General features: G+C 59.7%; 16 protein-coding genes and 1 pseudogene. 11 read left to right on the top strand and 6 right to left on the bottom strand.

Annotated features, from left to right (window positions below; translation table 11 throughout):
• Window positions 1–125: 125 nt before the first annotated feature.
• Window positions 126–1,142: an AraC family transcriptional regulator gene (locus ACP7BN_RS21105; protein ID WP_426205930.1), complete on the bottom strand. Its 1,017-nt coding sequence runs from the start codon at window positions 1,140–1,142 to the stop codon at window positions 126–128.
• A 216-nt stretch (window positions 1,143–1,358) separates the two neighbouring features.
• On the opposite strand from ACP7BN_RS21105, the gene efeU reads away from it, so the two are divergent.
• From efeU to efeO (ACP7BN_RS21085), 4 genes are read left to right on the top strand one after another with little or no spacing between them, the layout of a single operon-like run.
• Window positions 1,359–2,198, top strand: coding sequence for an iron uptake transporter permease EfeU (gene efeU / locus ACP7BN_RS21100; RefSeq protein ID WP_426205929.1), 840 nt, complete (start codon window positions 1,359–1,361; stop codon window positions 2,196–2,198).
• 8 nt (window positions 2,199–2,206) lie between these two features.
• Window positions 2,207–3,406, top strand: coding sequence for an iron uptake system protein EfeO (gene efeO, locus ACP7BN_RS21095; RefSeq protein WP_426205928.1), 1,200 nt, complete (start codon window positions 2,207–2,209; stop codon window positions 3,404–3,406).
• Between the two features lie 17 nt (window positions 3,407–3,423).
• Entirely contained in the window at window positions 3,424–4,722 is a 1,299-nt protein-coding gene (efeB, locus tag ACP7BN_RS21090; protein WP_426205927.1) for an iron uptake transporter deferrochelatase/peroxidase subunit, read from the top strand.
• A 21-nt stretch (window positions 4,723–4,743) separates the two neighbouring features.
• Window positions 4,744–5,568 carry an iron uptake system protein EfeO gene (efeO, locus tag ACP7BN_RS21085; RefSeq protein ID WP_426205926.1) on the top strand — a complete coding sequence of 275 codons (825 nt, stop codon included), beginning with the start codon at window positions 4,744–4,746 and terminating at the stop codon, window positions 5,566–5,568.
• Between the two features lie 150 nt (window positions 5,569–5,718).
• On the opposite strand, the gene pssA is transcribed toward efeO (ACP7BN_RS21085), so the two are convergent.
• The gene (gene pssA / locus ACP7BN_RS21080) at window positions 5,719–7,062 is read right to left on the bottom strand and encodes a CDP-diacylglycerol--serine O-phosphatidyltransferase (RefSeq protein WP_426205925.1); all 1,344 of its coding nucleotides are present in this window, start codon (window positions 7,060–7,062) and stop codon (window positions 5,719–5,721) included.
• Window positions 7,063–7,689: 627 nt separating this feature from the next.
• Here pssA and ACP7BN_RS21075 point away from each other — a divergent pair.
• The 3 genes from ACP7BN_RS21075 (at window position 7,690) to ACP7BN_RS21065 (ending at window position 9,710) form a co-directional block, all read left to right on the top strand.
• Complete coding sequence (locus tag ACP7BN_RS21075) at window positions 7,690–8,253, top strand: TetR/AcrR family transcriptional regulator (protein WP_426205924.1); 564 nt, start codon at window positions 7,690–7,692, stop codon at window positions 8,251–8,253.
• 54 nt (window positions 8,254–8,307) lie between these two features.
• Window positions 8,308–8,787 carry a DUF1348 family protein gene (locus ACP7BN_RS21070; RefSeq protein ID WP_426205936.1) on the top strand — a complete coding sequence of 160 codons (480 nt, stop codon included), beginning with the start codon at window positions 8,308–8,310 and terminating at the stop codon, window positions 8,785–8,787.
• Window positions 8,788–8,930: 143 nt separating this feature from the next.
• Window positions 8,931–9,710 (top strand): TSUP family transporter, encoded by a 780-nt coding sequence (locus ACP7BN_RS21065; protein ID WP_402812180.1) that lies wholly within the window; start codon window positions 8,931–8,933, stop codon window positions 9,708–9,710.
• Here ACP7BN_RS21065 and nudC read toward each other — a convergent pair.
• Entirely contained in the window at window positions 9,678–10,508 is an 831-nt protein-coding gene (gene nudC, locus ACP7BN_RS21060) for an NAD(+) diphosphatase (protein WP_426205923.1), read from the bottom strand. The two genes, ACP7BN_RS21065 and nudC, sit on opposite strands and share 33 nt — an antisense overlap.
• A 6-nt stretch (window positions 10,509–10,514) precedes the next feature.
• Window positions 10,515–11,327: a crotonase/enoyl-CoA hydratase family protein gene (locus ACP7BN_RS21055; RefSeq protein WP_426205922.1), complete on the bottom strand. Its 813-nt coding sequence runs from the start codon at window positions 11,325–11,327 to the stop codon at window positions 10,515–10,517.
• Between the two features lie 184 nt (window positions 11,328–11,511).
• Between ACP7BN_RS21055 and ACP7BN_RS21050 the strand changes: the two genes are divergently transcribed.
• The 4 genes and pseudogenes from ACP7BN_RS21050 to pncA all read left to right on the top strand — a co-directional run bounded on the left by ACP7BN_RS21050 (window position 11,512) and on the right by pncA (window position 13,232).
• Entirely contained in the window at window positions 11,512–11,733 is a 222-nt protein-coding gene (locus ACP7BN_RS21050; RefSeq protein ID WP_426205921.1) for a hypothetical protein, read from the top strand.
• 57 nt (window positions 11,734–11,790) lie between these two features.
• A complete protein-coding gene (locus ACP7BN_RS21045) occupies window positions 11,791–12,243 on the top strand; it encodes an RNA polymerase sigma factor (protein ID WP_426205935.1) in 453 nt (150 codons plus the stop codon).
• Window positions 12,224–12,544: pseudogene (locus ACP7BN_RS21040) on the top strand (transcriptional regulator); the annotation flags it as partial. The gene ACP7BN_RS21045 and the pseudogene ACP7BN_RS21040, both read left to right, overlap by 20 nt.
• Window positions 12,545–12,605: 61 nt before the next feature.
• On the top strand, window positions 12,606–13,232 hold the full coding sequence (gene pncA / locus ACP7BN_RS21035; RefSeq protein WP_426205920.1) for a bifunctional nicotinamidase/pyrazinamidase: 627 nt from the start codon (window positions 12,606–12,608) through the stop codon (window positions 13,230–13,232).
• Between the two features lie 51 nt (window positions 13,233–13,283).
• On the opposite strand, the gene ACP7BN_RS21030 is transcribed toward pncA, so the two are convergent.
• Window positions 13,284–14,585: an ATP-binding protein gene (locus tag ACP7BN_RS21030; RefSeq protein WP_426205919.1), complete on the bottom strand. Its 1,302-nt coding sequence runs from the start codon at window positions 14,583–14,585 to the stop codon at window positions 13,284–13,286.
• Window positions 14,586–14,589: 4 nt separating this feature from the next.
• Window positions 14,590–15,291 carry a response regulator gene (locus tag ACP7BN_RS21025; protein WP_420649062.1) on the bottom strand — a complete coding sequence of 234 codons (702 nt, stop codon included), beginning with the start codon at window positions 15,289–15,291 and terminating at the stop codon, window positions 14,590–14,592.
• Window positions 15,292–15,327: the final 36 nt, after the last annotated feature.

Raw genomic sequence — 15,327 nt, 5'->3', positions numbered from 1 at the left:
TGAAAGGAGGAGGGGCGAAATCTCCCACGGATCTGTACTGCGTCAACAGTCAGAAGCCAGCCTAGTCCCTCCTCCTCCCTTCAAGTACCAAGCATACAAGCTAGCCTGCTAGCGATGGCGTCGGATCAGTCGGCGTCGTTGAGGATCAGGCTGCGGTAATGCCCGGGATTGGAGCCGGACCATTTGCGGAACGCCTTGTAGAACGAACTCGCATCGGCGAACCCCAGCCGGGTGGCGATCTCGGCGAAACTGATGGTCGGTTCTGCCAGCCAGGTGATCGCCAATTCTTTGCGTACGCTGTCCTTCAATCCTTGGTAGGTCTGCCCTTCTTCGGCCAGGCGCCGACGCAAGGTCGAGGCCGACATGCACAGTTGCTGGGCCAGGGTGTCGGTCTCCGGCCACTGCTCGGCGGGCAACTGGCGCAGATCCAGCTTGATGCGGCTGGCCAGACTCTCTGGATCGCGGTACTTCACCAGAATGTTCGCCGGGGCATGCGCGAGAAAGCGTTTCAATTCCTCGGCGCTGCGCTTGATCGGCAGATCCAGGCAATCAGCGGAGAAGATCATCCGCGTGCGCGGCCGATCAAAACGCAGGTTTTCGGAGAACATCACCCGGTAGTCAGCGCAGAAATCCGGTTCGGGACAGCGCAGCTCAATTGCCAGAATCGGAATCCGCCGCCCCGCCAGCCAGCAAGCGACGCCATGCACGATCATCCAATAGGTGAAGTAGGTGAAGGCGCGACGCGGCTCGGGGTCGTCTTCCAGCAGCACGATTTCCGCCAGGCTTTGCTGGTGCACCAGCAAAGCCGGCAATTGATCGAGCATCAGCGACAGGAAACTCAGCCCGCTGCTCAAACCGGACGCCAGATTCGGTTGCGCCATCGCACTGCGGCAGAGGAATTCCAGGCTGCCGGACTTGAGCTTGCGCGGGTCCATGCCAAAGAACTCGTCATCGCCGCGCCGGGCCAAGAGGCGCCAGAGGCGCGCGTAGTTCGAGGCTGGGACGCGGCCGTTATCGCTCAGCAGCAGCGCCGGATCGATGCCGACCTTGCGCAAGACTTCGTCCATGGCCGCGCCCGGCGCGCAACTTTGCAACAGTGCTTCGCGCACCAGTTGAATGGCGATGGTGTCTTTCTCCGACATGGAGCGCGGCAATTCCTGTGCTGGTGCGAATGCCGTGCATCTTAACGCAGCACTCAAGCACAACCCACACCCCTGTGGGAGACCGGCTCCACATGAGAATGGTTGTTCTTCAGAGTTGTTCAGCTTAGGTTCAGGTTAATGTCAATCAGTACCATATGGGAATGAGTGTCATTATGTTACAACTTAGCCACCTAACTAAATCACCTGTGGTGGCCAATGCTCGTCCCGTTTTTGATCATGCTGCGCGAAGGCATTGAAGCCGCGCTGATCGTTGGCATCATCGCCAGTTACCTGCAACAGACCGGCCGCGGCCAATGGATGCCCGCCGTGTGGATTGGGGTTTTCCTTGCGGCGGCGCTGGCATTGCTGGTTGGCGGTGGTCTGGAACTGGTCAGCGCCGAGTTTCCGCAAAAGCAGCAGGAACTGTTCGAAGGCGTAGTCGGGCTGGTGGCCGTGGGCATTCTCAGTTCTATGGTGTTCTGGATGCGCAAGGTTGCGCGCTCGATCAAGCATTCGCTGCAAGCCTCGCTGGATCACGCGCTGACCTCATCCAGACATCAAGTGATCGCGCTGATCGCCATGGTGTTCTTCGCCGTCGCCCGCGAAGGCCTGGAAACCGTGTTTTTCCTGCTCGCGGTGTTCCAGCAAAGCGAAGGCGCCGCAGCGCCAATCGGTGCGTTGCTCGGACTGATTCTGGCGATCATCGTCGGTTTCCTGATCTACAGCGGCAGCATGCGCCTGAACCTGTCGGTGTTTTTCCGTTGGACCGGGCTGTTCATTCTGGTGGTGGCCGCAGGGATTCTCGCCAACTCGGTGCAGGCGCTGCATGAAGCCGGGGTGTGGAATCACCTGCAAGGCGTGCTCTTCGACTTCAGCGCAACACTACCGATGGATGGCCCGTTGGGTTCGGTGCTGGCCGGCATGTTCGGTTATCAGGATGCGCCGACTGTCAGCACCCTCGGTGCGTATGTGATTTATCTGCTGGTGGCGCTGGTGATGTTCTTCATGCCGGCACCGAAGCCGGCTGCGCAACCGTCTTCCGTTTCCATCCAATAAGGCCATTCATGTCAAAGCCTAATATCCCCCAGGCCTCCCCTCCCCGTGCCTTGCGCTGGGCGGTGGCCGGTTCGGTGGTCGTGATGATCGCGGCCGGTGGCCTGTTCTACTACGCCTCGAAACTGGCGGCAGCCAAGCGTGAGCACAACCGTGACGAAGTGGTGGTCAACATCCAACCGCACAGCTGCGAGCCGAACGCTTTGAGCGTGCCGGCCGGACGCGCGAGTTTTCGCATCGTCAACCGCTCGGATCGCGCGGTGGAATGGGAAATTCTCGACGGCGTGCTGGTGGTCGAAGAACGCGAAAACATCGCATCGGGCCTGAGCCAGGTGATCAACGCCAACCTGCAACCCGGTGACTACGCGATCACTTGCGGCTTGCTGAGCAACCCGCGTGGCACCTTGCACGTAACGCCGACCGCCGCCTCGGATGCCGCCGCCAAGGCCAAACCGTCGATGGTCGCGTTCATCGGGCCGCTCTCGGAGTTTCGCGTTTATCTGGCGAGCCAGAGCAGCGCGCTGATCAAAGCCGTGACGGCGCTCAATCAAGCCATCGAGAGTGGCGATCTGGCCCAGGCGCAATCTCTGTATCTGCCGGCCCGTGCGGCGTACCAGCGTCTGGCCCCGGCCGCACAACGCCTGGCGGAACTGGACAACAGCATCAATGCGCGCGCCGATTACTTCGAAAAGCGCGAACAGGATCCGGGCTTCATCGGATTCCATCGCATCGAATACGCGCTGTTCAAGCAACGCAATCTCGACGGTCTTGCGCCGATCGCCAAGCGCCTGCTCAGCGACGTCACCAGCCTCAAGCAGCAGTTGCTCGCCCAATCGCTACCGCCGGAGCAACTGATGGAAATCGTCGTGCGCAATCTCAACACGTTGGCCGACGTACGCGCCGCCAGCGGTGAAGAAGAACGTTATAGCCACAGCGACCTCAACGGCTTCGCGGCCAATCAGCAGACTGCGCACAAAGTCGTCGATCTGCTGCGTCCGCTGCTGGTCAAATCCGCCGCCGATTTGCTGCCGAAGATCGACAGCGCACTGGCTGATTTCGACACGGCGCTGAACAGCTTCAAGGTCAACGACGGCTACGTCAGTTACGACTCGGTCAGCGCTGAGCAACGCCAACAACTCGCCGACAAGGCCAGAATCCTGGCCGACACGCTCGATGCAATTGATCCCGCCCTCGGCCTCTCCGGCCTGTAAGCAGAAGACGAATAGCGATGAATGACTCCGAACACTTCAACCTGCAACGCCGCCGCATCTTGATGGGCATGGGCGCCGGAGGTGTCGCATTGGCCGGTTCCGCCCTGAGCTGCCCGGCGATGGCCGCCGCGCCTGCGCAAATCACCGAAGCCCCGAGCAGCGACAAGACTGGAGACCGCCACGACTTTCATGGCCAGCGCCAGAGCGGCATCGTCACCCCTCGTCCGGCCTCGGGCATGCTGGTGTCGTTCGATGTGTTGGCCAGCGACCGCGAAGATCTGGAGCGGCTGTTTCGCACCCTCAACCAGCGCATCGCGTTCCTGATGACGGGTGGCCCGGTCGCACAGATCGATCCGAAACTGCCGCCGCCGGATTCCGGCATCCTCGGTCCGGTGGTCACTCCGGATAACCTGACTATTACCGTCTCGGTCGGCGAATCGCTGTTCGACGAACGTTTCGGCCTGGCCTCGGCCAAACCCAAGCGTCTGGTGCGCATGGTCGGTTTCCCCAACGATGCGCTGGACCCGGATTGCTGTCACGGCGACCTGAGTCTGCAGTTCTGCTCGAATAGCGCCGACACCAACATCCACGCCCTGCGCGACATCATCAAGAACCTGCCGGATCTGCTGCTGGTGCGCTGGAAACAGGAAGGCAGCGTGCCGCCGCAAGCCCCGGCCAAACCCGGTGCGCCGGCGCAATCGGCGCGCAACTTTCTCGGTTTTCGCGACGGCTCGGCCAACCCTGATTCGAACGACGGCAAGGCCATGGATCGCATCGTCTGGGTGCAACCCGGCAGCGATGAACCGGCGTGGGCGACGCATGGCAGCTATCAAGCGGTGCGCATCATCCGCAACTTCGTCGAACGCTGGGACCGCACGCCGTTGCAGGAACAGGAAAGCATTCTTGGCCGGGTGAAAACCACTGGCGCGCCAATCGGCGGCCAGCATGAAGCCGAGGTGCCGGACTACAGCAAAGACCCCGAAGGCAATTTGACCAAGCTCGACGCGCACATCCGCCTGGCCAACCCGCGCACTGCCGCGAGCCAGGCCAATCTGATCCTGCGCCGCCCGTTCAACTATTCCAACGGTGTGAACAAGAACGGCCAGCTCGACATGGGCCTGCTGTTCATCTGCTATCAGGCCGACCTGGAAAAAGGCTTCATCACCGTGCAGACCCGCCTCAACGGCGAGCCGCTGGAGGAATACCTCAAGCCAGTTGGCGGCGGTTACTTCTTCACGCTGCCGGGCGTCACGGGCGACAAGGACTTCATCGGTCGCTCGCTGCTCGATGCCACACAAGCAAAAACCACCGCCTAATCAACGACAAGAGCCGCCCCCATGAAAAAGACGCCACTCGCGCTATTGCTGACCCTCGGTTTGCTCAACACCCCGCTCTCGGCTTTTGCGGCGACGGCGCCGCTGGATCTGGTGGGGCCGGTTTCGGACTACAAGATCTACGTCACCGAACAGCTGGATGAACTGGCCAGCCACACTCAGCAATTCACCGACGCGGTGAAGAAAGGTGATCTGGCCACTGCACAAAAGCTCTACGCACCGACCCGCGTGTATTACGAGTCAATCGAGCCGATCGCCGAGCTGTTCAGTGATCTCGATGCGTCCATCGACTCACGCGTCGACGACCACGAGAAAGGCGTGAAAGCCGAAGATTTCACCGGGTTCCACCGCATCGAATACTCGCTGTTCTCGGAAAAAAGCACCCAAGGTCTGAATGACTTGGCTGACGGCCTCAACAAAGACGTCAAAGACCTGCAAACGCGTGTGGCCGGTCTGACCTTCCCACCGGAAAAAGTCGTCGGCGGCGCTGCTGCGCTGCTGGAAGAAGTTGCGGCAACCAAGATCTCCGGCGAAGAAGACCGCTACAGCCACACCGACCTGTACGACTTCCAGGGCAACATCGACGGCGCGAAGAAAATCGTCGACCTGTTCCGCCCGCAGATCGAGACGCAGGACCAAGCCTTCATCGCCAAAGTCGACAAGAACTTTGCGGCGGTGAACAGGATTCTGGCCAAGTACAAGACCGGGGATGGTGGGTTTGAGACTTATGACAAGGTCAAGGACAGTGATCGCAAGATGCTGGTGGGGCCGGTGAATACCTTGGCTGAAGACCTTTCCACGTTGCGTGGGAAGTTGGGTCTGAACTGAGGCCTTTAGCATCTGATGGGGCCTCATCGCTGGCAAGCCAGCTCCCACAGTGACAGCGTCGTACACAAATGCTGTGAACGACGCAAAAACCTGTGGGAGCTGGCTTGCCAGCGATGGCGTCAGAGGCCTTGGTACATCTACCGAATTTATTTAGAGAATCCGGTAAAGCAACCGCTCAACCCGCACCCGGCTCACACGCTTGAGAAACTTCGCAACCCCCGCCGGGTAATCCGGCAGCGCTTCAAGATCCCCAAACTGCACAATCCGCTTGGTATGCACGAAGATGTTCTCCAACTCCGCACTTCGCGGATCGATCCATTCGCCTTTCGGGTCATCAATCAACAGCGCGTTTTCCAGATCCAGACGGAACGCCCGTGGATTGAGGTTGTTGCCGGTGAGCAAGGTGTAACGCTGATCGACCCACATGCCTTTGAGGTGATAGCTGTTGTCGCCCTCATGCCACAAGTGCAGGTTCAACTGACCGCTGTCGATGTTGCGCTGATGACGCTTGGCGAAGCGACGCAGGCTGATCTCATACAAGTACGGCAGCGCCGCAATCACCTTGAACGGCTCAGTTGGCGGGATATAGAAGTCGTTGGCAGTCTTGTCGCCGACCACGATGTCGATCTTCACCCCACGCGCCAACGCGCGGTTGATCTCGCGGATAACCCCCAGCGGCAGGTTGAAATACGGGGTGCAGATGGTCAGTTGTTTCTGAGCGCTGGCAATCAGCTCGAGAATCACCCGGTTCAGCGGATTGTTCTTGCCCACGCCGAGCAGCGGACTGACCGACAGGCCCACATGCTCAGTGCTGCCGGCCGTGGTGTCGTAGGTCGCATGCTTGAGGCGGCTGCGCAGGTCGCCGATGTCGTTGCGCAGACTGCGGGTGGTCGGCAGGTTCGGCAGATCGAGGCGATGCACTGCCTTGGATTCGATCAGACCGTGCTTGACCAGGTGATGCATCGAGTCCGCGAGTTCGCGGCTCTGCAACACGTGATAACGGTCGAAACGGTACTTGTCGAATTTGTGCAGATAGACATTGTTCAGGCTGGCGCCGCTGTAAACCACGCAATCGTCGATCACGAAGCCTTTCAAGTGCAGCACGCCGAACAGCTCGCGAGTCTGCACCGGCACGCCATACACCGGCACTTCACTTTGGTGAGTGCGGGTCATTTCCTGATACCACGCCGAATTGCCCGGCTGCTTGCCGGCGCCGATCAATCCGCGTTGCGCGCGCAGCCAGTCAACCACCACAGCGATTTCCAGCTCTGGGCGCTTGAGTTTGGCGGCGTGCAAGGCATCGAGGATTTCCTGACCGGCCTCATCGTTTTGCAGATACAGGGCAACGAGATAGATGCGCTGAGTCGCCTGAGCGATCTTTTCCAGCAGGCAACGCCGGAACTCGGCGGCGCCGGGAAGGATGGTCACGGCCTCGGCGGTCAGCGGAAAGCTGCGCAGTTTGGGCAGCAGAGAGCGTTTGAAAAGCAACGGCATAAGGCTCGCAAAAGGTCGAATCCGAAGAACCCGAGAGCTTACACCATCAACTCCTTCGGGTCTTGTGAGTGACTGTAATGGCCACATCACCAGCAGGCTGGCCACAGTGGGAACGGGGTACATCTGCAAGAGACTGGTCGGCTATAAGGCCGCCATCGCTGGCAAGTCGAATCGTCGCACCGCAGCTCCCACAGTTTTGATCTACACACTGCATGCGGCGCAGCCGCCCCACTCAACGATGAGCGTTAGCTCGAGTACCGCTCTTGATCGCGAGCGCCCGTCGGCCGGCTGAGTGGAGGGGTTGATCCGGGGGTGGGAGCGCAGCGACGTTTGGCGCAGCCAAACACATCGAGAGGAGGTGCAGCGCAGCAAACCGGAGGCGATGTCCCCGGATCAATTCCGGAGCGAAGGAACCCGAGCCACAGCGAGGGCCGAACGTCAGGGAAAAGCCTTTTTGGTTACTTTTTCGGCGTCTGGAAAAAGTGACCCGCCGTAAGGGCGGAACCCTAAGCAGCCATAACCGCAGCAACGGCTATGCACCCAGCCAGAAACAACCCCAAAGCCTGAAAAAAACCATTTCAGAATCAGCACTTGACCAAGGAGAACGCACGTTCTACTGTTTGCCACATGAACGATATTACTGAAAACGCAACCCGCGACATCATCCTCGATGTCACCGAAAAGTTGATCTATAAAAGTGGCATTGCCGCCACTGGCATGGATCTACTGGTGAAAACCGCCGGTGTCTCGAGAAAAAGCATCTACCGCTATTTCGCCAACAAGGAAGCGCTGACCGTCGCCGCCCTGCAACGCCGCGACGTGCACTGGATGCAGTGGTACAGAAACGCTGTCGATCAGGCCGAGACCCCGGTCGATCGCCTGCTCAACCTGTTTACCGTACTCAAGGCCTGGTTCGCCTCGGAAGGCTTCCGTGGCTGCGCGTTCATCAACACCAGCGGCGAGACCGGTGACCCGCAGGATCCGGTGCGCCAGGTCGCCAAAGAGCACAAACAGAAGCTGCTCGACTACGTGTGCGAGTTGTGTACCGAACATGGCGCCGAAGACCCGCAGTTGCTGGCCAAGCAACTGCTGATCCTGATTGACGGCGCCATTACCGTAGCGCTTGTGATGGGTGATCACAGTGCCGCCGATAATGCGCAATGCATGGCGCGAAAGTTATTGGACCTGTAATGCCTTAATAAGCCTGACAAGTTGTTCAACAGTTCACTGATCGGGAGATTGAATATCTCTACTGCAGCCGAAGTGCGTCCGCCATTGCCGCCGTTCAACCGAGAATCGGCGATTGAAAAAGTTCGTCTGGCCGAAGATGGCTGGAACTCGCGCGACCCTGAGCGTGTGTCGCTGGCCTACACCCTCGACACCAAGTGGCGCAACCGCGCCGAGTTCGCCAATAACCGCGAAGAAGCCAAGGCGTTCCTGACGCGCAAATGGGCGAAAGAGCTGGATTACCGTCTGATCAAGGAACTCTGGGCCTACTCGGACGCGCGCATCGCCGTGCGATATGCCTACGAATGGCACGACGACTCGGGCAACTGGTTTCGCTCCTACGGCAACGAAAACTGGGAATTTGATAAGCAAGGCCTGATGTTCCAGCGCTATGCCTGCATCAACGACATGCCGATCAAGGAAAGCGAACGCAAATTCCACTGGCCACTGGGCCGGCGCCCGGATGATCACCCGGGCCTTTCCGACCTGGGTCTTTAAGTAAACCACCACTCCCACAGGGGAATGCATTTCCACATGTGGGAGCTGGCTTGCCAGCGATGAGGCCAATTGGGTCGCAGCAACACTTGGAAATGAGTACCATGCCCGCACTCCCCCGCCGCCCTGCCGAATAAGCCGATTCCATGCCTTTCGAACTCAGCGTTGACCTCACTACCCTGGCCATTCTGGCCGTTGTTGCTTTCGTTGCCGGATTCATCGATGCCATCGCTGGCGGCGGCGGGTTGTTGACCACGCCTGCATTGCTGACTGCCGGCCTGCCGCCGCATCTGGTGCTGGGCACCAACAAGTTGAGTTCGACCTTCGGCTCGGCCACCGCCAGTTTCACCTTCTACCGGCGCAAGCTGTTTCATCCCCGGCAGTGGGTGCACGCGATTGTCGGCACCTTGGTCGGCGCGTTGACCGGCGCGGTCGTCGCGCATTACCTGCCGGCGGAATGGCTGAACAAGATGCTGCCGGTAATCGTCTTCGCTTGCGGGCTATATCTGTTGTTCGGCGGCACACCAAAAGCGCCGCTGGACAGCGATGCGCCGATCAAGAAGAAATGGCAATCGACTCAAGGCTTCAGCCTCGGTTTCTACGACGGCGTGGCCGGTCCCGGCACTGGCGCATTCTGGACGGTCAGCAGTCTGCTGCTGTACCCGATCGATCTGGTGAAAGCCAGCGGCGTGGCGCGCAGCATGAACTTCGTCAGCAACATTGCGGCGCTGTCGGTGTTCATCTTTTCCGGGCAAGTGGACTGGATCATCGGCCTGAGCATGGGCCTGTCGGTGATGGTCGGCGCGTTCTTCGGGGCGCGCACCGCGATCAGCGGCGGCGCCAAGTTCATTCGGCCGGTGTTCATTACCGTGGTGTTGGGGCTGACCGTGCGTCTAGCCTGGCAGCACTGGTTCAGCGTGGCCTAAACGCCGCGCCACGTAGACGTCGATCAGGTAACGGGCAATCGAGCGTGACGCCGGTAACGGCGGCAGCTCATGCACGTTGAACCACTGGGCGTCTTCGATCTCGTCTTCCTGACAGACAATCTCGCCCCCCGCGTATTCGGCATGGAAACCCAGCATCATCGAGTGCGGGAACGGCCAGCACTGGCTGCCCAGGTACTGAATGTTCTTCACCTCGATCTGCACTTCTTCACGCACCTCGCGAATCAGACAATCTTCCGCCGACTCGCCCGGTTCGGCGAACCCGGCCAGCGTGCTGTAGACGCCCGATACGAAACGCGGTGAGCGCGCCAGCAAGACTTCATCACCACGCGTCACCAGCACAATCATGCTCGGCGAAATCCTTGGATAACTGCGCAGGTCGCACGGTTGGCAATACATCGCCCGCTCGCGCGGCACTTGCGTCATCGCCTGACCGCAATTGCCGCAGAAGCGGTGTTCGCGCGCCCAGGTGCCGATTTGCGCAGCATAGCCCAGCACCTTATAAATCGTGTGATCACCTTCGAGCATGAATGCGCGCAGGCCTTTCCAGCTACACCCCGGCACCTCGCTGCTACTGCGCAACTCCAGCAGATACACCGGCTCGCCATCGAGATGGCCAATGCCGTGTTCGGCCAGAACCGACAAGTCCTGCCGCTTGAGCCATTCGCGCGGGAACAGCGCGCCGTTGTCATCGAACAGAAAGCCTTCGGGGCTGCGCGCTACGGCCCAGCCGCCGGGTTGATCGGTGTCCAGTACTGCAGTGATCCAGCGAGATGTCATGGTTTCTCAGTCCAGAAATTCGGGTTTCTGTTTGCTCATATGGGCGGCCATGGCCACCCGCAAGTCGGTGGATTGCAACATGGCGGCGTTCCAGGTGGCAACGTACTCAAGACCGTCGTCGATGCGATGGTCGCGCATGTAGCTGATCATTTCCTTGGTGCCAGTCACCGCAATGGGCGACTTGCTGGCAATCTCGCGAGCAATGTCCATCACGCCTTCAATCAGGCTGTCCTTGTCGCTGTAGACGCGATTGACCAGCCCGATACTGCGCGCCTCGTCAGCGCCAAAGGTGCGACCGGTGTAAGCCAGTTCACGCAGCATGCCGTCACCGATGATCCGTGGCAACCGTTGCAAAGTGCCAACATCGGCGGCCATGCCGATATCGATTTCCTTGATCGAGAATTGCGCGTCTTCGGCAGCGTAGCGCATGTCACACGCGGCGATCAGGTCGATGGCGCCGCCCAGGCAATAGCCCTGAATCGCGGCGAGCACTGGTTTGCGGCAGTTATCGACGGCATTGAACGAGGCTTGCAGGGTGAGAATCTTGCGTCGCAGCAGGCGCGCGTTGCGACCGACGTCCTTGCCCAGTTCATTGGCCACACCGGCGAGCATCATCAGGTCGATGCCCGAGGAAAAGTGTTTGCCGGCACCGCTCAATACCACCACGCGTACTTCGTCGGTGTCATCGATCCACTGAAACACCTCGACAATCTCGCTCCAGAACGCGGCGTTCATCGAGTTGATCTTTTCCGGGCGGTTGATCTGCACATGAGCGATGTTGTCAGCCAGTTCGACGCTGAAAGCGGTGTATTGAGTCATGGCAGAAATCCTTTACCGTTCTGAAAATGAGGCCTGAACTATAACAAGGCAGCAGCACGGTGGTTCGGCCAAAAACGGGACTCGGTGCAAGGTCGGGCTGTCCTGCCGGCGCCTGACAAATAAATGAATAGAATCTCAACCCGTGGTGTTCAAAGTAAAGGTAACCCACCGTGGAGCCTTGCCCATGAACATCCGTTCCGTTATGTTCGCCGCCCCGTGGCTGCTGGCCGCAGCTTTGTCGAGCAGTCTGGCGTTTGCCAGCGATGAAGAAGCGCCAGTCAAGAAGCCTGAATGCTCGAAAGGTCAGGTCTGGGACAGCAAGACGCAGAAATGTGTATTGCAAACCAGCAACCTGCTGCCGGACGTGATGGTTGCGCCCGGAAAACTTGAAAAAACAGACAGTTAATTAGCGGAGTTCATCATCTTCAGCGATCAGGCATTTCGAGCCGAACTCGGGCAGCATCTGGCGCGTTTGTGGCGCTATGGTTTGCTGCTGTCGCGCAATCGGCATGTGGCCGAGGATCTGGTTCAGGCCACATGCCTGCGCGCTTTGGAGCAGGCTGACCGCTATGTCGCCGGTACGCGTATGGATCGCTGGTTATTGAGCCTTCTGCACTCGATATGGCTTAACGAAGTGCGCGAGCGCCGTGCGCAAGACGCGAACACCGAAGGCTGGCTCAGTGAGTACGCTGCGCAAATCGACGGTATGGCAGTGCAAGTGATCTGCCGAGTCGATGCGTTGCCCGAATTCCAGCGCGAGACTGTGTATCTGAGTTACGTCGAAGGCTTCTCGTATCAGGAAGTCGCCGACATCCTGCAAGTGCCTATCGCTAGCGTAATGAGCCGCCTGGTCGCCGCACGTCTGAAACTCGCCGAATATCCACCGGAGGTCGTCGATGAACACCCTGTCGGATGAGCAACTGGTGACGTACCTGGACGCTGAAATTGACACTGAGCTGCGTAACCGGATTGACGCGGCCATTGCTGACGATCCGCTGCTCAGCCTGCGCGTGCAATGGCTGGATCGCAGCAGTTTGCCGTTCAAGCACGCCTACGATGATTTGGCCAGGCAGGCGCCGCTTGATCGTCTGCAAGCGCGGCTTGATGCGGCGCCCTGCCCCAAGCCTCCGAGCACCCTGCGACGCTGGTTGATCGCTGCGGCCGCCGTCGGCCTGATGCTGCTCGGTGCGGCAGCTGACCACTTGTTTGTTCGCTGGCTTGCTTGATTTCGAAAACGCTCACTATGCTAGGTCGGTGATTATCCAAGGAGGACGATTCATGCCAATTTCGCCACGCGCTGCATTGCTGGTCATCGATGTGCAAAACGACTTCACTCCGGGCGGCCAGTTGGCAGTGCCCGAAGGTGACCTGATTGTCCCGCTGATCAACCGCCTCGCCGCGCAGTTCAAACAAGTGATCATTGCCCAGGACTGGCACCCGCCTGGCCACGCCTCGTTTGCGTCCAGCCATCCCGGACGCCAGCCATACGACGTGATTCAGCTGCCTTACGGCGAGCAAAAGCTGTGGCCGGAGCATTGCGTGCAAGGTACACGCGGTGCCGAATTTCATTCCGGGCTGGACTTGCCGCATGCGCAGTTGATCATTCGCAAGGGCTGCAATCCTGACATCGACAGCTATTCGGCGTTTCTCGAAGCGGACCGGGTGACCACCACAGGGCTTGCCGGCTACTTGAAAGAGCGCGGCATCGACACGGTATACATGGTCGGACTGGCGCTGGATTTCTGCGTGATGTTTTCCGCGCTGGATGCGCGGTCGGCGGGGTTCAATGCGTTGGTCGTACTCGACGCCTGTCGGGCGATTGATATGAACGGTTCGCTGGAACAGGCCATCGAGCGCATGCAGATATCCGGGGTCGGATTGATTCAGTCCACCGAAGTTCTCTGAAAACATGATCCCCTGTGGCGAGGGAGCAAGCCCCCTCGCCACAGGATGAACTCAGGCGGGGGTAGGCAACCAAAGCCTGAACCGCGCCCCACCCAACGGTGAATTCTCCACCGTCAACGTCCCGCCCTGTGCTTCCAGCGCTCGCCGGCTGATCGCCAGCCCCAGACCAAACCCGCCCGTGGCCCGATCCCGGCTGCGGTCCAGTCGATAGAACGGCTCGAAGATCCGTTCGCGTTCATCATCCGGAATGCCGATGCCGTCATCATCGACCCAGATTTCACAACCTTTCGGACACACCTGCACACCCACCTGAATACGCTTTTCGCAGTAGCGCATGGCATTGCGCAGCAGGTTTTGCAGGGCGCGTGCGGTCAGGCGTGGATCGAGCGAGAAGCGTTCCAGCTGCCCATGCAACAACACGTCGATAACGATTTCGGCAGATTCTTGTTCATCGTCGACACTGCCGAGAATGCTGTCGATAAACTCGTCGAGCGACACTTCAACCTGTTCCGGCAGCTGTGCCGGATTCTGCAAGCGGCTGTAGGACAGCAGTTCCAGCACCAATTCATCCAGTTCGCGAATGTGCGCGACCAGACCTTGCAGACGTTCGCGACTGGCAGTCGGCAAGTCATCCGACAGCGCCAGTGCCAGACCGAAATCCAGGCGCGTCAACGGTGTGCGTAGCTCATGCGACACGGCGTTAAGCAAGTCGCGTTGTTGGTTGAGCAGGTTTTCGATATCGCCGGCCATGGTGTCGAACACGTTGGCCAGGCTGCCGATGTTCGAACTCGACCTGATCTGCGTGCGCTCGCTCAAATGGCCCTTGCCGAAACGCTCGGCGGTGCCTTTGAGGCGCTCCAGATCGCGCCAGTGCGGGCGCAACCACAGCAACAGGCACGCGAGCATGGTCGCGCCAATCAGCACGTTGATGCTCCAGTACAGCAAATTCACGTCCATCGGATCCGGCGGCACGACCATTTGCACCACAGTTTGGTCGTTCAGCGGCGTGACCGCGAGCGTGCGCCAGCCCCAGTCGCCAATGCGTACCACGTTTTCGCCGAGGCGCAGGCGCTCGAGCTCCGGCGTGGTAAAGCCGGCTTCATCGATGCGTGCGAGGACGATGTGCAGCGGCTGGAAATCCTTGTCCATCGACGCCGCCAGCGCCGGCCACTGATCCTGCGGCACGGCGTGAAACTGCTTGGTGATCAGCGATTGCAGGCCACGGGAATAATCGAGGTTGTAGGTGACGAAGCGATCGCGGAACGCCATGACCACCAGATCCGGTACCAGATAGATCGCCGCGCTGTAGGAGACGATCGTCACCAGGTACAGGCGAAACAGGATTCTGAACATCGACTCAGCATTCCCACTCGGAACGGCTGAACAGATAACCCTTGCCCCACACGGTCTTGATCTTGCGCGCCTCACCCGCGTGGTCGTCGAACTTGCGGCGCAGCTTGGAAATCGCCACATCCACCGAGCGGTCGGTGCCGTTGAACTCGATGCCGCGCAGGCGTTGCAGGATCTGGTCGCGGCTCAGCACTTCACCGGCATGGCGGGCCAGAACCACCAACAAGTTGTATTCACCGCTGGACAGCTCCACCGGTTGGTCGCGCCAGGACACCGTGCGCTCGGACAGATCGATACACAGGTTGCCCATGACAATGCGGTCGTTGACGGTCATCGGCTCGCCAAGACTGCTGCGGCGCAATAGAGTGCGCACGCGCGCCAGCAACACGCGCGGTTCGCAAGGCTTGGTGACGTAATCGTCGGCGCCCATTTCCAGGCCCAGCACCTGATCGTGGCTGTCGTCGCGGGCGGTGAGCATCAGGATTGGCAGCGTCGCCGAGTCGGCGCGCAACAGGCGACAGACCTGCAAGCCGTCGAGGCCCGGCAGCATCAGGTCGAGGATCACCAGATCCGGCGGATTGAGCCGCGCCCGCTCGCGCACATGATCGCCACGGCCGATCACGCTGACGGAATAACCGTTGCGTTCCAGATAGCTGGAAATCAGTTCGGCGAGGGCGGTGTCGTCTTCGACCAGCAGGATGTTCGGCATGGGGCTTAACAGTCACAAAAGAATTCAAGGCTTGAA

Origin of the sequence: Pseudomonas sp. TWP3-1 (assembly GCF_049896625.1) — a bacterium.
In the GTDB taxonomy this organism is placed as follows: domain Bacteria; phylum Pseudomonadota; class Gammaproteobacteria; order Pseudomonadales; family Pseudomonadaceae; genus Aquipseudomonas.
The sequence above is the reverse complement of the archived record's forward strand: the minus strand, read 5'-3'. Positions and strand labels throughout refer to the sequence as shown.